Source organism: Kitasatospora misakiensis, assembly GCF_042656005.1.
Taxonomy (GTDB): domain Bacteria; phylum Actinomycetota; class Actinomycetes; order Streptomycetales; family Streptomycetaceae; genus Kitasatospora; species Kitasatospora misakiensis.
Genome location: NZ_JBHSOF010000068.1, coordinates 1 through 21,587 on the forward strand (window position 1 = coordinate 1; position 21,587 = coordinate 21,587).

Genomic DNA, 21,587 nt, shown 5'->3' on the forward strand with positions numbered 1-21,587 from the left:
TTCCCCCAAGGGACTTTCACCCTCAAGCAATCGCCCATGCTGGGCGCACAACGCGGCGCGTCACCGTCCCGGGCCCGGGACGGTGACGCGCCCGCCGGCTACCGGGAGGTGGTCGGGTCGAGCAGCAGTCGCGCGGCCGTCTCGGCGCCGTCGGTGCGGATCTCGCCGGCCACGACGGCCGCCCGGGCCCGGGTCTCCGGGGCCAGGACGGTCCGCAGCGCGGCGGCCACGGACTCGGCGGTAGGGACGGCCGCGTCGTGCACCGCGCCGATGCCCAGCTCGGCGACCCGGGCGGCCCAGTACGGCTGGTCGACGATCTGCGGCACCACCAGCTGCGGCGCACCGGCCCGGGCGGCGGCCGTCGTGGTGCCCGCGCCGCCGTGGTGCACGACGGCGGCCACCCGGGCGAACAGCGCCTGGTGGTTCACCTCGCCGACGACGAAGCAGTCGTCCCGGCCGTCGCCCTCGGACAGCTCCGCCCAGCCCCGGCCGACCACGACCCGCCGGCCCGCCGCGCGCGCCTCGTCGACGGCCAGCCGGGCGACGTCCGCCGACCCGCGCATCGGCATGCTGCCGAAGCCCACGTACACCGGGGGCTCGCCCGCGTCCAGGAACGCGGTCAGCTCGGCGGGCAGCGGGCGCGGGTCCGGCCGGAGCCAGGCGCCGGTCTGCACCACGTCCAGGTCGGCGGGCCGCCGCCACGGGCCGAGGGTCGGGTCGGTGGCCAGCCACGGCCGCTCGGTGAGGACGTGGTCGCGGACGTTCTCCACCGTCGGCAGGCCGACCGACACCCGGTGGGCGTTGACCGGGCCGCCGAACAGCGCGTTCATGCTCTCGGCGTCCCGCTCCCAGAGCTTGGTGTTGTCGGCGCCCTCGGGCGCCGCCGGCCGGCCCGGGTACTGGAACGGCGCGTGGTGCGGCGACGGCAGGATCGTGGGCTGGAGGCCCACGTAGACGAAGCGGGCGCCCAGCTTCTCGGCCGCCGCCCGCGCGCCGGCCGCACTCGGGAACAGGCCGGTCGCGACCACCGCGCCGCCCGCCTCGGCCTGCCCGAGGACCGCCTCGTAGGAGGCGGCGGTCAGGGTCGCGACCCGGGTGGGGAAGTCGGTCGGCGCCGGCGCCGCCCCGGTCACCAGCGCGCGCACCGCGTCACTGACCGGCACCAGCGGCACGCCCAGCTCGGCCAGCCGCGCCGCGAACTCCTCGTCCGGCGGAGCGCACACCCGCACGTCCGCGCCCTGGTCGCGCAGCCGCACCGCGAGCGCCGCCAGCGGCTCGACGTCCCCCCGCGACCCGTACGTCGACAGCACAACTCGCATCTCGCGCCCTCCCTGGTCCCCGCACATCGATTTCGGAGGGTGATTCTGCGACGTCACCGGGGCCTTGCGGCAAGCCCCCCGGTCCGCTATAGCTTGGAGACGGCGGTGATGATGATCACTCAGATCCGCTGCCCCACCCCGACGCCCGGTAAGGTCCGGTGCGAAGGAAGGGGGACCGCATGGGGCGGCATCGGATCCTGCTGCTGGACGCGGCTCCCGGGGACCTGCTGGGCGTGGAGCTGGAGCGCCTGCTCGGCCACGGGCTGGCCGTCACGCTGAACCTGCGCCGGGTCGCCGACCACACCGCCGTGCGGGCCGACTGGGCCGGGCGGGTGGAGTTCACCGACTTCGACCCCTTCGACGAGGCGGCGCTGATCGCCGAGACCCTCGGTGGCGGAGGCCACCACGCCGTCAAGTCCCGGGCCGGGGTGCCGCTGCGCGCCGCGTTCCTCGCCGCCGCCACCGGGGCCCGGACGGCCGGCCCGCGGGCGGCCGCGCCGCTGCGCGTGGTGGGCCGGGCGGGGGCCGGCACCGACCACGTCGACCTGGCCGCCACCGCCCGCCACGGGGTCGCCGTCACCCACACGCCCGGGTCCAACGCCGACGCGGTCGCCGAGTTCGCCCTGGCCCAGCTCCTCGCGCTGACCCGGGACCTCGTCGCCCACAACGAGTCCTCCCACCGGGGCCGTTGGCGCAGCCCGGCGGCGCCCGCCCGGGCCCTGTCCGAGCTGACCCTCGGCATCCTCGGCCTCGGCCGGATCGGCCGGGCCCTGGCCGGGCGGGCGCGCGCCCTCGGCATGACCGTCCAGGGCCTCGGTCGGCACCCCGCCCCTGGGGACGGGGTGCCTCGTGCCGGCTCCCTCGCCGAGTTGCTGGCGGCCAGCGACGTGGTCTCCGTCCACCTGCCGCTCACCGCGGAGACCCGGGGCCTGATCGGCCGGACGGAGCTGGCGCTGCTGCGGCCGGGCGCGATCCTGCTGAACACCGCCCGCGGCGGGATCGTCGACGAGTCGGCCCTGGCGGACGCCCTGCGCGACCCGACCCACCCCCTCGCGGCGGCGGCCGTCGACACCTTCGCGCACGAGCACGCCGCGTTCGACTCACCGCTGTTCGGACTCCCCAACGCCCTGCTGACCCCGCACGTGGCCGGGATGACCCGCAGCGCGATGGCCGAGGCGGCCGTCCGCTGCGCCGACCACATCGCGGCGCTCCTGAGCGGGCGCCCGGACGGTGTGCCGGTGGCCACCGCCTGACCTGCGCTGATGGCCGGTCAGGCGGTGGCCCGCGCTTGGGGACCGCGTCAGGCCGTGCCGGGGGTCAGGGGGGCGGTGATGCCCGGTTGGGTGCCGGCGCCGAAGGACCAGCCCTCGACGTCGCCCGGGGCCGGGTCGTAGGAGCCCGCGCCGAGGTTGCTGTAGGACCACGGACCGCCGTGCGCGGCGTGCCAGTACGACCAGTAGGCGGTGCCGGTCGGGTTGGTGCAGCTCGCCGGCAGGGCGTTGATCTTGCAGACGAAGCCCGGGAAGCGCGGATGGAAGGCGTACGGGAAGCCGGCGCCGGTGAGGGCGGCGAGGCCGCTGGCCGGGTCGCCCGGGGCGCAGCCGGTCTGGATGCCGCCCCCGAGGGCGGTGAAGTCGACGACGACGGTGACTCCGGAGGTCCCGGTGCAGGCGGCGGCCCGGGCGGGCGGGGCGGTGGCGGTGGAGACGCCGAGCAGGCCGGCGGTGAGCGCCGCGGCGGCGGCGAGGGCGCCGAGCGTGCGGCGGGTGGTGCGGGCAGGTCGGGCGGGTCGGGCGGTGGTGGTCATGGGTGTGCTCCTCGGGTGCGGCGCGCGGGGGCGGGCAGTCACGGGCGGGCGCCCTGGGCGCTGAGGCCGGCCAGCCCCTGGCCGGAGAGGCCGAGGACGGCCTGGGCGGTGGCCCGGGCGGCGTTGGCGGGGTTGAAGCCGCTCGCGTCGTAGGCGACGGCGCCGCGCACGGCGGGGTCGGCCGCGCAGCCCTGCTGCAACTTCACCAGGCTGCCCCAGCCCTTGAGCCCAGCGGCGAACCGTCCGCCGGTGAGCAGCGTCGAGGCGGCCAGGCCGGTGCTGTTGGCGTTGGAGGCGGTGGCACCGGCCGCCGCGAAGCCGCCGTCGGCGTTCTGGTGGGCCGTCAGCCAGTCCAGGCCCGCCTTGGCCTTGGCCGCCCGGCCGGTCGCGGCGAGGGCCTGGGCGGCGAGCGCGGTGGCGTCGGTGTCGGCGGCACAGGCGGGCTGCCCGAAGGCGATCGGGAAGCCGCCGTCGGCGCACTGGGCGGCGGCCAGGAAGTCGGCGGCCGCGGCCGGGGCGCCGCCGGGCGTGCGCTGGAGGGCGAGCAGGGCGAGCGACTGGCCGAAGGCGTTGCTGTAGTCGCCCCATTGCGAACGGTCGGAGAAGCGACCGGTCGGCGTCAGCAGCGAGCGCAGCCGGGCGGGCAGGTCGACGCCGCCGAAGGCCGCCGGGTCGCCGCCGCGCACCTCGGCGGCGAGCAGGAGCTTGGCGGTGGCGCCCGCGTAGGCCTCGGTGGTGCCGTCGCCGAGGTAGCCGCTCAGGATGTCGGGCCGGGCGAGCCAGGCGGTGGCGCGGGCGGCGGCCTGGTCGGCGCTGCGGGCGGCGGCGAAGGCCAGGACGGCGTCGACGGTGAGGCCCTGGTCGGGGTAGGCGGTGCCGTCGAAGACCGACTCGAAGTGGTCGCCGTCGACGAGTTGGCGGGCCAGCCACCCGGCCGCGGCGGCGTCCGGGCGGTGGGTGGCGGAGGCGGTGTCGCCGGAGGCCGGGGCCGCCGGGGCGGCGGTGGCGGCCGGGAGAGCCGTGGTCAGCGCGAGCGCGGCTATCGCGAGCGGGCCGAGCGAGCGGCGGAACACATTCCGGGTCTTGGTCTCGGTCTGGGGCACGGTCATGGGCACGGGAGGCCTTTCCGGGCCTGGGCGCACGGGTGCCGCCGGCCGCCGCCCGGGGTGTCCGCCGGCCGGCTCCTGGGGCCCCTGGCCGCAGACCACGACGGGAGGAGGGGGGCACACACCTCCGCCGACGGGTACTCGGGCTCGCCGCCGACTGCCGTCGGCGGCCTACCGTTGCGGGTCAGCGCCGGAATTCGACCGGACTTCCCCCGACGGCGGAGTCAGAACATGACGGCTCATGATGTCGGCTCTGCTGACAAACTGACAAGAGGTCAGGGCCGGTCCAGCCCCGGTGGATCGAACCGCCCCCCGCACGACATGGGCCCGCCCGGCCGTCGCGGGTGCGGCGGCCGGGCGGGCGATCGACCGGGGGCGGACGGGGTCCGGGCGCCGGGGTCAGGCGCCCTGGTAAGGACCCCGGGGCAGCCGCCGTCCGGTCAGCAGGTGCCGGCCGCGCGCTCGCGCACGACCAGATCGGTGCGGCCCGCCGTGGCGTCCAGCCAGACCACCCGGGTGCCCCGGTCGGCCGCCGGGCCGTACTGGCCGCCGCGGTTGCAGGAGAGCCGCTCGGGGGTGCCGCCGGTGAGCGGCAGCTGCCAGAGCTTCGGCAGGTCGGCGTTCTTCGTGCCCTTGGTCGCACGGTGGCCGTAGTCGCCGAAGGTGACCGCGCGGTCGGAGGCGGTGAGGCTGCGGATCCGGTGCGGTGCGCCGCTGCCGCCGGGGAGGAGGTCGGTCACGCCGGAACCGTCCAGGGCGCCGGAGCGGATCGCGCTGCCCTTCGTGCTGTCGGCGGGCGACTCCACCCAGAGCAGTCGGTCGCCGGCGAGGCGGGTGCTGCCGACCTCGGTCCCGGGGGCGTTCGCGTCGTCCACCACGTACTGGGCGACGACCTTGCCGGCGGCGATCGAGTAGACGGTCGGCGCGCTCACCGTCCGCTCACCCGCCTCCCAGCTCTCCGTCCAGGCGAGCAGGCCGTCCTTGAGCGAGAGGTCGGAGGCGCGGTGGCCGTCCGGCAGCGGGATCCCCACCGCCGGGGCGCCGTCGCGGGAGAGCATCGGCCCGGCCTTCCCGGTGGCGGGGTCGTTCCCCACGAAGGCCACGTCGCCGCCGGCGACCCGGACGCCGCTCAGGAACGCGTTCACCGCGCGGTGGACGCTGCGCACCGGTCCGCCGTCGAGCGGCCGGGCCAGCACCTCCGTGCCCCAGGTGCCGTCGGCGCCGGGGCCCATGGCCACCCACGCGGCGGACGTGCCGTCGGTGGCGGGCCAGCCGTGCGAGCGGCCGTCCTCGGGGCTGAGCCGGACGGGCTCGGCGGAGCCGCCGACGGCTCCCGCGAACACGGCCATGCTGCCCTTGGCGCCCTTGCCCGCGGTGGCCGCCACCCAGCGGCCGGCGGCGACGTCCGGCGCGATGCTCTCGCTGGAGAGCTCGCGCAGCAGCGGGCGGCTGTCCACGCCGATCCGCCGCTGCCAGCCGTCCTTGATCCCGTGCGCGTCGAACGCCCCGGCGACGGTGCGGAGTTGGGCACGGTCGAGGCCGAGCGCGCGACCGGCGGCGAGCACCGCGTTGCGGGCGTCGACGAAGTCGTCCAGCGGGGTGAGGTACTCGGCGAGCGCGCGGTAGACCAGGCGGTCGGCGAGGAGCGGGTCGAGGGTGCGCCGGATGTCCCACAACGCCCCCGAGACGATGGTGGAGTTGAGGTGCGCGCCGCCGCTGTCGACGCCGGACGGCACCCCGATGTAGTCGGCGACGGTGGTGCGGCGGTCGTCCATCCGCCGGTCGGCGCAGGCTTCGGGGGTGCCGGTGCGGCAGAGGCCCTCGCCGAGCAGCGCGGCCTTCGGGTCGGTCATCGGGATGCCCCGGCTGGTCACCTCGATCGCGTTGCCGAAGTAGTCCGCGACGGCCTCGTCGAGCGCGCCGGACTGGCCGAGGTTGACGAACCCGGCCGTGTACTTGACGACGCCGTGGGTCATCTCGTGGCCGGCGACGTCCCGCGCGACGGAGAACGGGTGGCGCTTCTCGCTGCCACCGCTGTAGATCATCTTCTCGCCGTCCCAGTAGGCGTTCTCCAGGGGCTCGCCGTTGCTGGTGACGTTGACCACGGAGGTGATCGGTCCGGCCTTGCCGTCGATCCCGTCGCGGCCCAGGCGGTCGCGGTAGAAGTCGTACACGGCGGCGGCGTTGAGGTGGGCGTCGGTGGCGCCGCTGGTGCCGGTGGAGGCCGGGAAGTCGGTGGTCGCCGAGGCCGCCGGGCGGGCGTCGGCGGGCAGGGAGCGCTCGAAGTCCATGACGTCCCGGCCGGCCGCGTCGTACGTGGTGACGGTGGCGGGGCGGGTGAGGTCGACGAGCTGGTAGGTGCCGTCCGGGAGCCGGCCGATGTTCACCCGCGTCGGGCGGCCGAGGGCGTCCGGGGCGGTACCGGTGGCGGGTTCGAGGCCGACGGCCTTGGCCGCGGGGGCCTCAGCGACCGGGGCGGACGGAGCGCGAACCTCGTAACTGAGGGCGACCTCGCCGACGGTGGCGTCCACGAACACCTCGCGCGCCTTCGCGGCCCAGTGCGCCGGGTCGGTCCCGCACACGGTGAAGTGGCGGACCAGCCGGCCGGCGCCGCCGGGCAGCACCAGCAGGCCATGGTCCTCGGCGACGGCACCCTCGCGGGCCGCCGGATCCCGGACCGCGTCGACAGCGAGCCTGCGCAGCACCTCGTCCGGCACGGTCTGCGCGGTCGGGGCGGCGAGGCCGGTGAAGTACTTGCCGCCCACCGACTCGACCCGCTGCCCGGCACCCTCGCCGACCAGGTGGACCAGGTACCTGGCCCCGAAGACCGGTATCCCGCCGTACCGCTGCTCGAACCTGACGGTGCGCCGACCGTCTGCGGCACGCTCCGTCCCGGACTCGGCCAGCTGCGCCGGGTCGACCCGGTAACGGTCCTGATGGGCGGCCAGATGCGCCCGGGCCGCCTCGCCCGGACCGGCACCGGGAGCCGCCTCGGCGAGCCCGGTGACCAGCTGCGGAGCAGCCGTCTCCGCCCCGGCGACCAGCCCGGGCACCGGATCGGCATCAGCGGCGGGGGCGGCGAACGCCGGTGGCACGCCCACACCGAGGCCGAGCACGGCGGCGATCGCGACACCGAGCAACTTGGGTCCGGGCATACGGGAACGGTGATGCACTGCGGTCCTCCCACGGGAAGCAAACGGTCCGACGGCCTGCCGGACCACACGTGAACAGCGGACGCCCCACCCCACGGCTCGTCCGTTCTCCGGAACCGGCCGCCCGCCATGCGGATCAACATAGGCCATCCCTCTGCATATGTCGATAGACTGAATATGTAGACCGGCAGACACTGAGGATGATCGATCCCCGTGGGACAACACCCGCCCATCACGTGCCCCCGCTGCCGCGCCATCCTGATCGCCGCGAGCTGCCCGTTCGATGAAGTGCAGGCCGCATACCATAACTTGATGATCTGTCATATCAGAGGCAAAATCGTGGCCGTACCGTAGTGGCACCGTTCCCGGAACGCGCCGACAGATGGGCAGGCGAACTCCTGTGAAAGCGACTCACTACTCCTATGCCGTGACGTCCCACTCGCCGGCGCAGCCCGCCGCCGTCTTCGCGCTGCTCCTACGTGCGGGTACCTGGCCGTCGTGGTCACCGATCGACTCCGCCGAGATCGAGGGCGGCGGTGACCCGGGCGCCCTGCAACAGGTGGGCGACACCAGGGTGTTCCGCACCGGCCGGGCGTTCTCCCGGGAGCGCGTCGTCGAACTCGTCTCCGACCGCAGGTTCGGCTACGAGACGGTCGGCGGTCCCTTCCGCTCCTACCGGGGCACCGTCGACCTCGCACAGGCGCCGCAGGGCGGTACCCACATCAGCTGGTCCGCCGTCTTCACCCCGAGACTCCCGCTGTCCGGCCGGTTCTGGCAGTGGTATCTGACGCGCTTCATGCAGCGCATGGCCGACGGCCTGGCCACCGCAGCGCCCCGGTCCCGCGGCTCGGAGGTTTGAGCAGCCGCGTCAGGCCGTTCGGCGGTCGGCCGAACCGGCTGTCGCCTCCAGTTGCCACAACGAGCCCGCTCCCGCCGGGGCTGGGTACCCGTCCGGTGCCTCGTACGGGGCCGCCAGCGTCACGGTTCCCACCAGCTCAGTCCCCTGCATGGCCACCCAGCACTCTCCTCTGTCCAATCGGCCGGCCGTGTCCTGCACCGACTGGTAGGAGGCAAAGAAGACCCGCCCTGCAGCAGCGTGATCGAAGGAGGCAGGGTGAAGCAGGCGCGTCAGCTCCTCAGCAGAGTCGCCCTCAGCGAATCGCCGCACCACGATTGGTCCGCGAGCGCCCTGGGACGTCGAATCACTGTTGCGCAGCGGTCCGAACCTTCACCGTCTCCTGGTCTCGGTCTCCCCCTTACCGCCCTCCCAAGCTCAAAGAACAGCGGGGCTCGACCCTGGCCGGCCAAGGATCAGTTCTGGGGCCGCTCCTGTACCGGCACGGCCGCACCGAGCTCGGCCAGTACGTCGCTCAGGGTCTGCTGGAAGAAGGGTTCGGGGTCGGCGAGGGTGAAGTCGAGGTGGCCGAAGACCTCTAGGGCGACGAGGCCGTAGATGCGGGTCCACGCCTGGACGAACTGGTGCAGGACGGGCAGGGGGACGTCCTGAGTGAGGTGTTCGCGCAGGTCGTCGTACTGGGACCACCAGGCCGGGGCCAGGTCTGGGGTGGCCTGCGGCTGGATGGCTCCCTCGCGCCAGAGCTGGGTCATCAGGCCGAGGAAGACCTGGCCGAAGCGCCAGCCCGCGTCGTGGGCCGGGTCCTCGGGGGCGGTGCCGGCGTCCGGGACGGGCTTGCCGAACAGCAGGGTGAACTCGCTTCGGTGCGCCAGCGCCCAACGGCGCAGGGCGCGGGCGGCGTCGGCGAGCCGGTCGGCGGTGGGAGCGTCGGGGCGGGCGTCGCGGGCGGCTTCGAGCTCGGCGGCCAGGTCGCGGTAGAGGCCGGCGACGACGGCCTGGACGAGGGCGCGGTGGTCGGGGAAGTAGCGGCAGACCCCAGGGGCGGTCATGCCGACCTCGCGGGCGGTGGCGCGCAGGGTGAGCGCGGCCGGCCCGTCGACGGCGAGCAGGTGCCGGGCGGCGGTCAGGATCTCCGCCGCGGTCTGCTCGCGCTGGCGCTCGCGGCGGGTGAGCGGCTGGTCGGGCATCCCATCTCCACTTGACTTTGCTGACACTGTCAGCTGTAGCTTACACCGTCAGCACTTGTTGGAGGCGTGGGAAGACCTCACGCCATGTCAGCCTGCCCTTACTCCTGGGGGATTCGCCCGATGTACGTGGTCATGCTCGGTTACTCGTTCTCGCCGCAGTGGCTCGCTCTGCCCCGCTCCGAGCGGCAGCGGCTCAAGGCGACCCACATCGCGCCGCTGGTGGAGAAGTACGCAGACCGGGTGCGGGCCCGGTTCTTCGACGCGGAGGCGTTCCAGACCCGGTTCAGCGACTTCGCGCTACTGGAGACCGAGGACCTGACGGCCTACTACTTCCTCATCGAGGAGCTGCGGGACACCCCGCTGGTCGGGCAGGGCTACCTGACCTTCAAGGATGTCGTGCTCGGCATCGAAGACGGCCACGAGCACTTCGAGCGCAGCCTCGCCGCCGGGGCCGCCGCATGAGTGCGCCGATCACCCTGATCCGGGCACTGACGTGCGCGTTCCTCCTCGACACGCTCGCGCAGGCCGCGCTCGCCGGCCTGTTCGTCACCGGCGACGTCGACCTGCTCGCCCGGCACGACGCGAACGCCCAAACTCCTCGCCGCCCTGGCCGCGGCACAGATCGCGGCCGCCGTCCTGCTCGACGACGTGGCGCCGGACATCGGGCATGGCAGCATAGGTGACCAACGTGAAGCCTCTGATACCTACGGACATGATCCTGTGGTGATACCTGGGTGTTGGCCGGTGGTGCTCGGGCTGCTTGCCGGGCGGTGCCGGTCGGGTTCGCGCAGCAGGGCCCAGTAGCCGACGGCGACGCAGGTGCCTACGGCCGCGCAGGCGGCCCACAGGGCGTCGGGGCCGAAGCGGTCGATGACGGTGCCGCCGGCCAGGGGTGCGGTGATGTTCGCGGTCGACCAGGCCATGGCGTAGACGCCCTGGTAGCGGCCCCTGGCGTGGCTCGGGGAGTGTCGGGCGACCAGTTGCATGTTCAGCGGCGCGTGCAGAAGCTCGCCGAGCGTCCAGATGACCACGCTCACCGCGTAGACGGCCGCACCGCCGGCGAACGCGCCCAGGCCGAAGCCCCATCCGCACAGCAGTGCGGCCAGGATGAGCGGACGGCGTGGGTGCGGGCCTTGCAGCGCGCGGCCCAGGGGCAGTTGCAGGCCGACGATGAGGAGGCCGTTCACGCTGATCACCAGCCCGTACTGGGCAGCGGTGAGCCCGTCGCGGTGCATGGCGATCGGCAGGCCGACGGATGCCTGCTGGAACACCACGACCAGCGCGAACGCCAGGCCCACGACCGCCAGGAACGGCCTGTCCCGCAGCACGGTCCGCAGCCCGGTGGTGTGCCGGTCGGCGCCGGGCTCACCGGTGTTCGCGGGTTCCGTCCTGGTTTCCGGAAGTCTGGCGGAGATCACGAACGTCGACAGCAGCATGGTCAGCGCCTCGGCGATGAACAGCCACCGGTACCCGTAGACGGCCAGGAAGCCGGCGCTCGCCGAGGCCACGGCGAAGCCGATGTTGAGGGCCCAGTAGTAGAGGGAGAACGCCCTCACCCGGTCGGCCGGGGGAACCACGTCCGCCAGGATGGTCTGCACCACCGGGCGGGAGGTGTTGCTCGCCGCGCCGACCGCGCACGCGAGTACGGCGATGAGCGCGGGCCGGTCCGCGAAGCCGAGGGCCGCGGTCAGCCCGGCCGCCACGGGCTGGGTGATCAGCAGCACGGCACGCCGTCCCACCCGGTCGGCCAGGACGCCGCCCAGCAGGGAGGCGGCCGCGCCGCCCACGCCGTAGAGCGCCGCGACCACACCCGCGAAGCTGACCGAATAGCCGCGTTCCGTCGTCAGATACAGGACCAGGAACGGGGCGAGGAAGGAACCGAGGCGGGTGATCAGGATGCTCGTCCACAGCCACCAGAAGGCGCGCGGAAGCCCGGAGACGGCGCTTCTCATCTGCCGGTGACCGGTGCCGTGTGCGGGGCGCCGCCGTCGGCCGCGGAGCGGCCCGGAGTCGCGGCGGCCACCTCGCGGTGCCCGGTGGCGGGGCTCGTTCCGGCGTCGGGGAGGTCGCGACGCCACGCGACCTCGTCGGCGAGGGTTCCGCCGTCGCGGTACCGGCGGACCTGCGGCGTGTCGGACAAGGCGCCGGCGGCCTCGGACACCGGCACCGGGCGGAAGCCGAGCCGCTCCCACACCGGCCCCGCATCGGTGGAGAACAGGTAGACCGTGCGCGCCCCCTGCGCGGCCGCCTGCGCGAGAACACGCTCCACCAGCCGCCGCGCGGCCCCGTGCCCGCGCAGGTCAGGGCGGACCGCGACGCTGCGCAGCAGCACGCAGTGCCCCTGGCGTTCCAGGCCCAGGGCCGCGGCCGGCCCCGCGCTGTCCCTGGTGAGCCAGTACCGGGTGCCGGGCGCGAGGATGCCCTGCGGCGAGAGGCCCTGGCTCGTGACGAAGGCCGCGAGGTCGTCCGTGTCCTGGGCCTGTGCCGGTGGCAGCGGCAGGTGCTTGGCGTAGCAGCGGCTGAGCGTCTTGTGCTGGTAGGGAGGGTAGTTGGGGATGGGTGTGTAGCCGGAACGGGTGTAGAGGGCGATGGCTTCGGGCTGGTGGACGGCGGTCTCCAGGCGCATCTCGTCGTGGCCCGCCGAGACGGCGGTCCGCTCGGCCGCGGCGAGCAGCCTGCCGGCTATGCCGCGGCCCCGCCCGTGCGGGGCCACGTACATGCGCTTGAGTTCGGCCGCCGTGTCCGGCGCCGGGAAAGGCTGGACGGCGCAGCAGCCGACCGGCTCGCCGCCGGCCTCGGCCAGGAGGAAGCGGATGCCGGGGTTGAGGTGGGCCCCGCCGGTGCAGGGCTCATCGGGGTAGCGGGCGGCGAGGTCGGCGTCGAGCTCGCGGACCAGGTGGAGGACGCGGGGGTCGTCGGGGACGGCCTCGGCGATGGTCAGGTCGCTGGTGCTCACAGACTGCGGCTCCCTTCGAGGATCAGGTCGAGCTGGGTTTCCAGGACGCGCCGCTGGAGGTCCGGGGGGTAGGCGTCCGGGGCGGTGACGGCGTTCAGGGCGAGACCGTCCAGGCAGGCGACGAGGCTGCGCACCCGGCTGTCGAGGACGGCCGGCTCCGGACGGTCCGGACAGGCCGCGCGCACCAGAGCGGCCAGGCGGCTGATCCAGGAGGCATGGCCGCGGATGTGCTCGCCGAGGAGCGCGGGGTCGTTGCGGGTGGTCAGCAGGAACTGGGACCAGACCACGGCCTCCAGAAACCGTTCGTCGTCCAGCGGCAGCGCCTGCTCCGCCACGGTGTAGAGCGTGTCGCGGGGGGTCGGGCCGGTGGGAAGGGTGTCGATGCGGGCTGCCATCCGGCGGTGCATCTCGGAGCGGGCATGGGCGAGCAGTGCCTTCTTGTCCGGGAAGTAGTGCGTGACCATCCCGGTGGTGCACCCCGCCGAGGCCGCGACCGCCCGCAGTGTCAGCCCCTCCAGTCCGCTGTCCGAGACGACCTGCCACACCGCGTGCGACATCGTCGCCCGCCGCTCCTCTTGATCCACCTGCCGGGGCATGCCAGTCCTTTTGCATAACGTCGGTTGCGTAACGCTTGATACGCTACCACGGCGCAGAAGTCGCCGGAACCCGGTGGCGAGACAGGGGGCGTCGGCGGTAAGAGGTGGCTGAGGGCGGTGACGCCGTGCGGACGCCCCGGTGCACGCCGGTGTTCAGTGCCGGGTGGGCGGGCGGATCCGGCGGGCGGGAGGCGTGCGCTACGGCCGCGGGGGCGGGGGTGTCACTCGCGTGACCACTCGGCCTCGGCCTGGGGTCGGCCGGCGGTGTCGGCCCCGTCCCAGAGGAGGATCCTGATCGCCCGGGGGCCGGGCGCGGGTCGGGAGAGGGTGCGGACGAAGACGTCGCGCAGGTGGTTGGCCGCCTGCTGGGGCGGACCGTCGTACTCCAGCGGATCCTGCATGGGAGTGTCGTCCCGCCGGGACCAGTGGCCGTCGTCGTCCTGTGTCTCCAGAACCCATCGGTAGTGCCGCATCCTGGTCTCCCGTGCCGGCGATCCCGCCCCCGGGAACGACGGTAAGGGCGGGGCGGATCAACCGCGACCGGTGGGATCCGCCCCGGCGATGAGGCCTATCGCTCTTCGTCCTGGCCGTCTGCGGACGCCGGTCGGGCCTTGTCCGCCCGCCAGCCGGCGGCGATCAGGAGGACGGCGCCGACGGTGATGGCGACATCGGCGAGGTTGAAGGTGGGCCACCAGGTGGTGGCGAGGTAGTCGGTGACGACGCCGTCGGCGGCCCGGTCGGCGAGGTTGGCCGCGGCGCCGCCGAGGACGACGGCGAGCGCGATGCGCCACAGCCGCCCCGCGGTGGGGGCGGTCCGCCAGACGAGGACGGCGACCGCGGTGGTCACGGCGGCGGTGAAGGCGAGGACGGTCCAGGCGGGGGCCTCGGCGGCGAGGGAGAACGCGACGCCCGCGTTGTGCGCCAGGCGCAGGTCGAGCAGCCCGGCTTCGACGGGGGCGCCCGGCAGGGCGGCATCCGCCCACGCCTTCGCCGCGAGGTCGGCGGAGGTGACGGCAGCGGCCAAGGCCAGCATGACAACCCGGCGTTTGAGCACGGCGGGCATCACGGAACGTCCTTCAGGCATGCACCGCACTCTACGACCCGACGACGTGGGTGGTGGGCGGGGCCGGCTTGGTAGGGCCGTCCGTCGCGTAGGAGCGCCCGGACCACGTTGACGCGTCGACAGCAAGCCAGGGCGAGCAGCGGTGGGAGTCCGGGCCACGGGTGATTCTGCTCAACGCCGCCAGGAAGAACGCTCGTTGACGGTCAGGAGGGCCAGCGGGCCGCGCGGGGTCGGTGGTCGTCGCAGAACCAGCCTCCGGGGTAGAGCCGGGCGCCCGCGCCGCAGGAGGGGCCGTGGCCGGCCGAGCAGACGCCGCGTCGGATCGGGGCGATCTCCGGCCGGAGGATCGGCGCGGGGGCGGCGGCCGGCTCCGGGAGCCAGATCGCCTCACCGCGGTCGCGGGCCGGGAGGGTCGCGAAGCGCCGGTGGCGTCGCTCGGCCCGGTCGGTCCCGGCGCGCTCGCAACGGGTGTCCCGGCGCGAGCGCGGGTGCGGGCTCACGGCCGCGGTGTGCCGCGACGCAGCGCCGCGGGCGGCGGAGTCGGCGTCGGCGTCCGTCTCGGCGGCGAGGGTGCCGCCGCTGTCGAGGAAGGCCTCGCGGTCGCCCGCCGAGGCCCAGAACCGGTGCAGACCCCGGCTCGCCCTGAGGGTGAGCGGGACGCAGTCCCCCGCGGCGATGTCGCGGACGAGGTCGTCGAACTGCCGGGCCCGGGGCGCCCATCGCGCGTGGCGTCGCCCGCAGCTGCCCTGTCTGCGTGAGGGGCACGGTGTGGGCATGCGGTCGCAGAGTTCCAGCGTGAGGGTCCGTACTCCCCCGCGGACCAGCAGGTCGCGGTCGTCGCGGACGGCCGCCGCCGGCAGGTCGTCCGTCCGGGTCCAGGGGACCACGTCGATCAGCGGCGAGCGCGGGTCGACCGTGTGCCAGACCGCCGTGATGCCGTCGGCCCGGGCCGCGGCGTCCCGGGTGCGGACCGACGCGGCGGAGAGGTACGACAACTGCGGTTCGAACCCGTACCGTTTCCCGTCCGCCCCGGTGACGAGAACGTCGGCGAGCCGCCTGCCGTCGGCGTCGACCGCGCCCACCTCGACCGGGTGTCCGGCGCTCTCGGCCGCGCGGACGTAGCGCTCCCGATAGGCCTCGCGCTCGTCGCTGCCCTCGCTGCCGTGACGGTGCGGATTGTGGTGGGCGGCAATACGAAGGCCCTGGCGCTCGAAGACGTACATCCACGCGCGGGCGTCGCGAACGGTCCGGCAGTCCGGACAGTACAGCCCCCGCCGGTGAACCGGCCGCCGGTCACGGACCAGCCGCTCCCACAGCCCGGGGTGGTCCGGGTGCCCGAGGTCGTCACGGTCGAGATCGAGGGTGGCATTGACGAGGGTGCAGAAGACGGGGTTGCGCTTGGAGGTTTCACCGGCGAAATCATCCATGGCATCTCTTCTCTGCCTTCGCCCACCGGAGTAGGCTCGACGAAAGGGTCCGCAGCTGCCATTCCAACGCGCGAAAGCCCTCGGGACTTCCGGTTTTCCCTTCCGTTCCGACAGTTGTCCTGATCCGTGCGGTAATTCGGCCGTCGAAGCCCCGGAAATGCCGCGTTCTCCCTCCCTTGCCCGATATTCACCCCGTCGGAACAAGCCACGGGCGTCAGGGGATTCGGGTATTTCCGTCGAGGTCCGGCGTACGGACGGGCGAACGGACGCGCGCACGGACGAGCGAACGGACGGGCGCCGGGGTGCTCCCCCGGGTGGAGCAGTGGTGCTCCCCCGGGTGGAGGGCGGCTCCGCCCGTGGAGGGACGGCGGGCGGGAAGGGGCACCGTATCGTCGGTGGCATGAGCCGAGCGCTGCACCTGTCCACCTATCTGCTGGCCTTCGACACCCGGGCCCAGTCCCTCCAGGACCGCAGCCGCGCCGGCTTCCTGGTGCGCGCCGCCGCCCTGGCCGAGCTCGCCCACCGGGGCGCCGTCGCCGAGGACGGGTCGGGCCACGTGCAGGTCGTCTCCACCGACCCCACCGGGGACGGCGTCCTGGACGCCCTGCTCGCCGAACTGGGCAGCGCGCCGCGCACCTGGAAGGCCTGGATCCGGCGCAACCGCGACGACACCCTGGAGGCCGTCGAGGAACGGCTCGCGGCGCTCGGCGTGGTGACCATGGCGGACCGCGACCCGCACGGCCGCGTCGTGCCGCAGCGCGCGGTCTCCCTCGACGACCCGCGCGAGGCCCAGGACCTCCAGCTCCACGTGGCCGAACTGGTCCGCGCCGGCGGTCCGCCCGCCGAGGCACCGTTCGCCGACGCGGTGCTCGCGGCCCTGGCCGCCCACGGACACCTGCGGCTCGTCCTCTCCCGCCACGACCGCAAGGCCCACGCCGCCCGCATCACCGCCCTCACCGACCGCCTCGCCCCCGACACCCCCGGCCTCGCCCGCGCGGTGTCCGGCCTCAACCTGACCATGGTCGCCGCCCAGGGCGGCATGGGCGGCAGCTGACTCCCCGGCCCGCCGGCACTCCGCCGCCGACTGGCGCGGTACCGGGCCTCCTCCGGGCGCTGCAGCGTCGTCTACGACGACGGAGCGAGGCGGGGCGGGGCGACCGCGTGACTGGCCCGAGCATGACAGGGCTGGTAAAGCACCTGGTCAGGGGGCTTGTCCATCCGCCGACCGGCGGGGGCGGCGGTGCCGGGTGGGGCGCGGGGAGGCGGCGTGGCGTGCGTCTCATCGCGGGCGCGGGCAAGTTCGTTCGCGTCTCAATGTGGTGGGATGTGCGCACACAAGGTGAGGACCGTTGGACGGGGGGTGTTCCATGAGGAGCGGACTGTTCGGGCTCGGGCCCGACGAGGGGGCCGCGGATCTGGTGGCCGTGGGGCTGGTCCGGCTCGCCGTTGAGGAGCGGTTGGGGCTGGTCGACGGGGCGCCGCCGTGGCTGGGGCAGATGCGGGCGGCCTCGTTCGCGGACGCCTGGCTGGCGTTCGCCGATCCGGCGGCGCCGGGGCTGCGGATCCCGGCGGAGGCGGTCCTGCGGGCCGTGGTGGTGCGGGCGGCCGAGCTGGTGCTCCGGCGCCACCGGGGGGACGGTCCGGCGGCCCTGGAGCGGCTGGGGCGGGAGTCAGCCGGGGCCCGGGAGTGGGCGCGGCTGACGGAGGTGTCGCACCCGGCCGAGCCCGACGCGCTCGTGCTGGTCTGGTACGGGGTGCGGATGGCGCTGGCGGGCGACGACCCGGTCGGGGCGGCCGAGCGGGAGGCGTACGGCGCGGACGTCGTCGAACGCTGCCGGGCGTACGTCCGCGACCACTGCCGGCGGCAGGACATGCTGGCGCTCGTGCTGGCCTGCGCCCGCTCGGCGGCAGCGACGCTGGCGGAGCTCAGCGACGGCGACGTGGACCGGGCGCTGGCCGTCCTCGACGAGCACGCCGCGCGACACATGGCGCCCACGGCCCCGGTGCCGCTCTGGGTGCCGGGCCGGCCGGGTCAGCTCGCGGGCTGAGCAGCGCGCGAAAGGGTGGCGGCCGGGCGCGCTCCCGGCCGCCACCCGGGGTCAGCCCAGGGGGCAGCGCTTCCAGGCGAAGTGGTAGACGGTGTTGATGCTGCCGTCGGTGGAGTCCATCGTCACGAAGCTGGTGGTCCTGGTCGGGTCCGAACTGCCGGCGGCGACCCGGAGTTCGGTGTTGATGTTGAAGTTGCGCAGCTCGCCGCAGGGCGCCCAGACCAGGGCCTCCACGGCGACGCGGTCGGTCACCTGCCAGCTGTCGTCGAGCGCACCGGTGAAGCTGTGGCTGGAGTACGCGGTCTGCGGCGAGCCCTGGAAGTAGTAGTTGGCGCGCTGGACGGCGGTCGCGCCCTTCTCCAGGTGGGCGAAGCCCCGGTAGTCGGCGGCGGCGACGGCGTAGGTGAAGCCCTGCGGGACGTGCACGTTCAGGTTGAGCTGACAGTTCTTGCGGAAGTCCGTCGGCTTGGAGCCGAGGCCGACCTGGGCGACGTAGCTGCTGTAGGTGACGGTGAAGGCGGTGTTGTCCGGGGACACCGCGACGGCGGCCGTCCCGGCCGGGCAGCCGGAGCCGTTGACGGTGGCGACGTCGATGACGATCTTGTCCGGCGGCGGGGTGTCCCAGCCGGTGGCGGCGGCCGTGCCGACGGTTCCGACGACGGCGGTGCCGAGCAGTGCCGCGGCGGCGGTGCCGGCGGCCAGGGTGCGAAGGGTCACCAGGGTGCGAAGGGTCATGGGCGCTTCCTCCCACTCGCCCGCCGGCTGCGGGCCGCGCACCTCCTTGTGCGGGGCCACCGGCGGGTTTGACGCGTCCATGTCAGCATGCGCTCCGGGCCCCGTCCAGGGGCGCGGCAGGGCGCACACCGGGGCGCCTGGGCGGACGTACCCGGCAGGTGTGCGCGGCCCGAGCCGGGGCGCGCTCCGTCCGTCCGCCGCTGCCTACGGCCCCGCCGGGCCCGCGATCGTCACCCTCCGCCGCGGCCTCCGATCGACAGGACCACGGCGCTCGTCCGCCCGCCGGGGGCGTCGTACTCGACGGTCTCGCCGGCCCGGCGGCCCAGCAGGACCAGGCCGAGCGGGCTGTCCGCGGTCACCAGGTCCGGATCCAGCTCCTCGGCGAGTTCGCCGATCCGGACGGTCAGCTCGTCGTCGTCCGCGAAGCGCAGGGTCACGGTGCTGCCGACGCCGACCGTCTCGGTGCTCGGCTCGCCCGCGACCGCCGCCTCGCGCAGCCGGCCCTCGATCCCGGCGATCCTGTCGTCGAGCTGGTCGAGCGCGTCGGCCCGTTGCAGTTCGTCGGCCTGATCGGCCCGGTCGCCGACCTCCTCGCCGCCCTGGAGGGTGGCGGCCACGGAAGCACGCTCCGTACGCAGGTCGGCGAGGTCCCGCTCCAGCGCGGCACGGCCGGCGGCGCTGATGGGCTCGGGTGCACCGGTCATGTCCGGCCTCCCTGGTCGAGCCGCCCGATCGGGCGGCACAGGTTGATTCCGGCAATCCGAACATAACAGGACTCCTTGCCGCCCGGCTCGGCGACGGCGGCGGGCCCAGGCAGGGAACCAGCCACGATGAGCGGCGAGGGTCCCACCGGGTACGGGCAGAACCGGAGCCCGTACGACGGCTCCAGCCCCTACGGCCGGAATCCCCACGGCGGCCGGCGGGCGCCGTACGACCAGCAGGCCCCGCACGGGTCCTGAGTCACGACCTCCCGAGGACGCTTCTCCGACCGCACTTCTCCGGTGAATTGACGTGGCGTCAGCTCATGCCTGGTCAGCTCTCCCCCGGCCCGTCCACGGTCCGTGGACACAGTCCAGGCCCCAACGTCAACGTTTACTTTCCTCGCGCGTCCTCGCATAGTGACAGGCCGAACAGAGAGGAGCGTTTCCTTGCCGCAGGTCGAGGACAACGTAGGACACCAGGTGGAACTGGAACGGACGGAGGTGGCCGCCGTCGTCGCGCTGTTCGACGACCGGCTCGCCGAGACCCGGGCCCAGCTCGTCGGGACACTGGCCACGCCGGCGGACGGCGCCGCCGAGGCGTACGAGCGGGACTTGGCGGCCGAACGGCTCGCCCGGGAGGTGCGTCGCCTCGAAGGCGCCGAGGGCGGGCTGGTGTTCGGCCGCATCGACCTGGCGGACGGCACGGCGCTGCGGATCGGCCGGCTGAGCCTCCAGCGCGAGGAGGACGAGCTGCCGGCCCTGGTCGACTGGCGGGCCGACGCGGCGCGCGCCTTCTACGAGGCGACGCCGGTGCACCCGATGGGCCTGCGGCGGCGCCGGCATCTGCGCCTCGCCGAGCGCACCGTGGTCGGGCTGAGCGACGAGCTGCTCGACGGCTCCGAGCCCACGGCGGAGGACGTGGTCGGCGACGGCCCGCTCGCCGCCGCGCTCCAGGAGCGGCGCACCGGGCGGATGGGCACCGCGGTGGCCACCCTGCAGACCGAGCAGGACGCGATCGTCCGCTCCTCGCACCGCGGCGTCACCGTGGTCCAGGGCGGCCCCGGCACGGGCAAGACGGTGGTCGCGCTGCACCGCGCCGCGTACGTGCTCTACGCCTTTCCGAGGGCCGCCGAGCGTGGGGTGCTCGTGCTGGGGCCGAACGCCCGCTTCCTGGACTACATCTCGCAGGTGCTGCCCTCGCTCGGCGAGAACGACGTCATCCTCGCGACCTGCGCCGAACTGGCCGGGCCGCTGCTGGGGCTGAACGGGGACGGCGAGGCCGGGGCGGGCAGGGCGGGCGGAGCAGCCGGAGCGGGCGGCACAGCCGGGGCGGCGCCGGGCGCCGTCGTCGGGTCTCCGGAGGCGGCCCGGCTCAAGGGCGACGCGGCGCTCGCCGAGGCGCTGGCCGCCGTGGTGCGCGGCCGGCAGGCACCGTACGGGGGCTTCACGGTGCGGGTCGGGAAGGAGGACGTCCACCTGGGCGAGGCGGAGGTCGCCCAGGCTCGTGACGCCGCGCGGACGAACGGTCTCGCGCACCACCGGACCCGCGGGTTGTTCAAGGAACTGCTGGTCGACGCGGTGACCAGCGCGCTGGCCCGGGAGGCCGCCGAGACGCTGGAGCGGATCGACGCCGAGGTGGAGGCGCTGACCGGCCTCGATCTCGACCGGTTCGCCGGCGCGGATCCGCGCAATCTCGGCCTCGAAGGCGATCCGGCCGACACCGGCCCGAAGTTCGACATGGACGCGATGCGGGCCGAGCTGCTCGACGACGCCCTCGTCGAGCGCACGGTCGAGGAGCTGTGGCCGCACCTCACGCCCGGCGCGGTGGTGGACGCGCTGCTCGCCGACCCCGAGGCGCTGGCCGCGCACCTGCCGGGGTTCACCGCCGAGCAGCACGGTGTGCTGCTGCGCACGCCGGGCGCGCCGTGGACCGACGCCGACCTGCCGCTGCTGGACGAGGCGGCGAGCCTGCTCGACGGCCCGCCGGAGCGGACCTTCGGCCACGTCGTGGTGGACGAGGCCCAGGAGTTCACCGCGCTCCAGTGGCGGATGGTCCTGCGCCGCTGCCCGGGCCGGTCGATGACCCTGGTCGGCGACTTCGCCCAGGCCGGTCCGGCGACCACCGCGCGCGGCTGGCACGAGGCGCTGGACCCGCATTTCGGCGGCCGCTTCGACCTGCGCACGCTGACCGTCAGTTACCGGACCACCGAGGAGATCCTCGCCACCACCCGCGAGCTGCTCGCCCGGATCGCCCCCGACCAGGCCCCGATCGGCTCGATCCGGCACGGCGAGGAGCCCCGCACCCGCGAGGCCTCGCCCGCCGGGCTGACGGACGCCGTGCTCGCCGAGGTGCGGGAGCAGGCGGCCGCGCACCCCGGCGAGCTGATCGGCGTGGTCTGCCCGGACGCCTCGGTCCCGGCGCTGACGGAGGCCGGTGTGACCCGCCACGCCCGGCTGCTCCCGGCCTCGGAGGCGCGCGGTCTGGAGTTCGACACGGCGGTCGTCGTCGACCCCGACGCGATCACCGCCGCCCGCCCGGGCGGCGACCGGGACCTCTACGTCGCGCTCACCCGGGCCACCAAGCGCCTGTGCACGGTCGTGGTGCGGGAGGGCTGATCGGGCGGGGCCGGGGGC

21 protein-coding genes and 1 riboswitch are annotated in these 21,587 nt (G+C 74.6%); of the genes, 8 read left to right on the top strand and 13 right to left on the bottom strand.

Translation table 11 applies throughout. The annotated features are described in order from the left end of the window. Nucleotides 1-98: 98 nt before the first annotated feature. Nucleotides 99-1,319 carry a glycosyltransferase gene (locus ACFP3U_RS33050; RefSeq protein ID WP_380229448.1) on the bottom strand — a complete coding sequence of 407 codons (1,221 nt, stop codon included), beginning with the start codon at nt 1,317-1,319 and terminating at the stop codon, nt 99-101. 179 nt (nt 1,320-1,498) lie between these two features. Here ACFP3U_RS33050 and ACFP3U_RS33055 point away from each other — a divergent pair, with 179 nt between their 5' ends. Next, on the top strand, nt 1,499-2,572 hold the full coding sequence (locus ACFP3U_RS33055) for an NAD(P)-dependent oxidoreductase (protein WP_380229449.1): 1,074 nt from the start codon (nt 1,499-1,501) through the stop codon (nt 2,570-2,572). Between the two features lie 47 nt (nt 2,573-2,619). Here the strand turns inward: ACFP3U_RS33055 and ACFP3U_RS33060 are convergent, their stop codons facing one another. The 3 genes from ACFP3U_RS33060 to ACFP3U_RS33070 all read right to left on the bottom strand — a co-directional run bounded on the left by ACFP3U_RS33060 (nt 2,620) and on the right by ACFP3U_RS33070 (nt 7,387). Then, on the bottom strand, nt 2,620-3,126 hold the full coding sequence (locus tag ACFP3U_RS33060) for a flagellar hook-length control protein FliK (RefSeq protein WP_380229450.1): 507 nt from the start codon (nt 3,124-3,126) through the stop codon (nt 2,620-2,622). 38 nt (nt 3,127-3,164) lie between these two features. Next, nucleotides 3,165-4,235: a prenyltransferase/squalene oxidase repeat-containing protein gene (locus tag ACFP3U_RS33065; RefSeq protein ID WP_380229451.1), complete on the bottom strand. Its 1,071-nt coding sequence runs from the start codon at nt 4,233-4,235 to the stop codon at nt 3,165-3,167. Between the two features lie 112 nt (nt 4,236-4,347). Continuing rightward, nucleotides 4,348-4,467, bottom strand: a riboswitch (cobalamin riboswitch). Nucleotides 4,468-4,672: 205 nt separating this feature from the next. Further along, nucleotides 4,673-7,387, bottom strand: a complete 2,715-nt coding sequence (locus ACFP3U_RS33070; RefSeq protein WP_380229452.1) for a M4 family metallopeptidase — start codon at nt 7,385-7,387, stop codon at nt 4,673-4,675. 424 nt (nt 7,388-7,811) lie between these two features. On the opposite strand from ACFP3U_RS33070, the gene ACFP3U_RS33075 reads away from it, so the two are divergent. Continuing rightward, nucleotides 7,812-8,243: an SRPBCC family protein gene (locus tag ACFP3U_RS33075; RefSeq protein ID WP_380229453.1), complete on the top strand. Its 432-nt coding sequence runs from the start codon at nt 7,812-7,814 to the stop codon at nt 8,241-8,243. A gap of 452 nt (nt 8,244-8,695) precedes the next feature. On the opposite strand, the gene ACFP3U_RS33080 is transcribed toward ACFP3U_RS33075, so the two are convergent. Next, nucleotides 8,696-9,427: a TetR/AcrR family transcriptional regulator gene (locus ACFP3U_RS33080; RefSeq protein ID WP_380229454.1), complete on the bottom strand. Its 732-nt coding sequence runs from the start codon at nt 9,425-9,427 to the stop codon at nt 8,696-8,698. A gap of 120 nt (nt 9,428-9,547) precedes the next feature. Between ACFP3U_RS33080 and ACFP3U_RS33085 the strand changes: the two genes are divergently transcribed. Further along, the gene (locus ACFP3U_RS33085; RefSeq protein ID WP_380229455.1) at nt 9,548-9,889 is read left to right on the top strand and encodes a darcynin family protein; all 342 of its coding nucleotides are present in this window, start codon (nt 9,548-9,550) and stop codon (nt 9,887-9,889) included. Beyond that, nucleotides 9,886-10,110 carry a hypothetical protein gene (locus ACFP3U_RS33090; RefSeq protein WP_380229456.1) on the top strand — a complete coding sequence of 75 codons (225 nt, stop codon included), beginning with the start codon at nt 9,886-9,888 and terminating at the stop codon, nt 10,108-10,110. Before ACFP3U_RS33085 ends, ACFP3U_RS33090 begins: the two co-directional genes overlap by 4 nt. 21 nt (nt 10,111-10,131) lie before the next feature. Here ACFP3U_RS33090 and ACFP3U_RS33095 read toward each other — a convergent pair whose 3' ends face one another. From ACFP3U_RS33095 to ACFP3U_RS33120, 6 genes are all read right to left on the bottom strand, one after another. Next, nucleotides 10,132-11,379, bottom strand: a complete 1,248-nt coding sequence (locus ACFP3U_RS33095; RefSeq protein ID WP_380229457.1) for an MDR family MFS transporter — start codon at nt 11,377-11,379, stop codon at nt 10,132-10,134. Beyond that, nucleotides 11,376-12,383, bottom strand: coding sequence for a GNAT family N-acetyltransferase (locus ACFP3U_RS33100; RefSeq protein ID WP_380229458.1), 1,008 nt, complete (start codon nt 12,381-12,383; stop codon nt 11,376-11,378). Before ACFP3U_RS33100 ends, ACFP3U_RS33095 begins: the two co-directional genes overlap by 4 nt. Further along, nucleotides 12,380-12,940 carry a TetR/AcrR family transcriptional regulator gene (locus ACFP3U_RS33105; RefSeq protein ID WP_380229459.1) on the bottom strand — a complete coding sequence of 187 codons (561 nt, stop codon included), beginning with the start codon at nt 12,938-12,940 and terminating at the stop codon, nt 12,380-12,382. Before ACFP3U_RS33105 ends, ACFP3U_RS33100 begins: the two co-directional genes overlap by 4 nt. A 260-nt stretch (nt 12,941-13,200) precedes the next feature. Continuing rightward, nucleotides 13,201-13,452 (bottom strand): hypothetical protein, encoded by a 252-nt coding sequence (locus ACFP3U_RS33110; RefSeq protein WP_380229460.1) that lies wholly within the window; start codon nt 13,450-13,452, stop codon nt 13,201-13,203. Nucleotides 13,453-13,547: 95 nt separating this feature from the next. After that, nucleotides 13,548-14,063 carry a signal peptidase II gene (lspA, locus tag ACFP3U_RS33115; RefSeq protein ID WP_380229461.1) on the bottom strand — a complete coding sequence of 172 codons (516 nt, stop codon included), beginning with the start codon at nt 14,061-14,063 and terminating at the stop codon, nt 13,548-13,550. 182 nt (nt 14,064-14,245) lie between these two features. Continuing rightward, complete coding sequence (locus tag ACFP3U_RS33120; protein WP_380229462.1) at nt 14,246-15,469, bottom strand: hypothetical protein; 1,224 nt, start codon at nt 15,467-15,469, stop codon at nt 14,246-14,248. Nucleotides 15,470-15,869: 400 nt separating this feature from the next. Between ACFP3U_RS33120 and ACFP3U_RS33125 the strand changes: the two genes are divergently transcribed. Together ACFP3U_RS33125 and ACFP3U_RS33130 are read left to right on the top strand one after the other, a co-directional pair. Beyond that, nucleotides 15,870-16,523 carry a GOLPH3/VPS74 family protein gene (locus ACFP3U_RS33125; RefSeq protein ID WP_380229463.1) on the top strand — a complete coding sequence of 218 codons (654 nt, stop codon included), beginning with the start codon at nt 15,870-15,872 and terminating at the stop codon, nt 16,521-16,523. A 313-nt stretch (nt 16,524-16,836) separates the two neighbouring features. Beyond that, nucleotides 16,837-17,517: a hypothetical protein gene (locus tag ACFP3U_RS33130; protein ID WP_380229464.1), complete on the top strand. Its 681-nt coding sequence runs from the start codon at nt 16,837-16,839 to the stop codon at nt 17,515-17,517. A 51-nt stretch (nt 17,518-17,568) separates the two neighbouring features. Here the strand turns inward: ACFP3U_RS33130 and ACFP3U_RS33135 are convergent, their stop codons facing one another. Both ACFP3U_RS33135 and ACFP3U_RS33140 read right to left on the bottom strand, forming a co-directional pair. Continuing rightward, nucleotides 17,569-18,252 carry a DUF4360 domain-containing protein gene (locus tag ACFP3U_RS33135; protein ID WP_380229465.1) on the bottom strand — a complete coding sequence of 228 codons (684 nt, stop codon included), beginning with the start codon at nt 18,250-18,252 and terminating at the stop codon, nt 17,569-17,571. A gap of 230 nt (nt 18,253-18,482) precedes the next feature. Then, a complete protein-coding gene (locus ACFP3U_RS33140) occupies nt 18,483-18,956 on the bottom strand; it encodes a GreA/GreB family elongation factor (protein WP_380229466.1) in 474 nt (157 codons plus the stop codon). A gap of 126 nt (nt 18,957-19,082) precedes the next feature. Between ACFP3U_RS33140 and ACFP3U_RS33145 the strand changes: the two genes are divergently transcribed. After that, nucleotides 19,083-19,211, top strand: coding sequence for a hypothetical protein (locus ACFP3U_RS33145; protein ID WP_380229467.1), 129 nt, complete (start codon nt 19,083-19,085; stop codon nt 19,209-19,211). A gap of 189 nt (nt 19,212-19,400) precedes the next feature. Then, a complete protein-coding gene (locus tag ACFP3U_RS33150) occupies nt 19,401-21,569 on the top strand; it encodes a HelD family protein (protein ID WP_380229468.1) in 2,169 nt (722 codons plus the stop codon). Nucleotides 21,570-21,587: the final 18 nt, after the last annotated feature.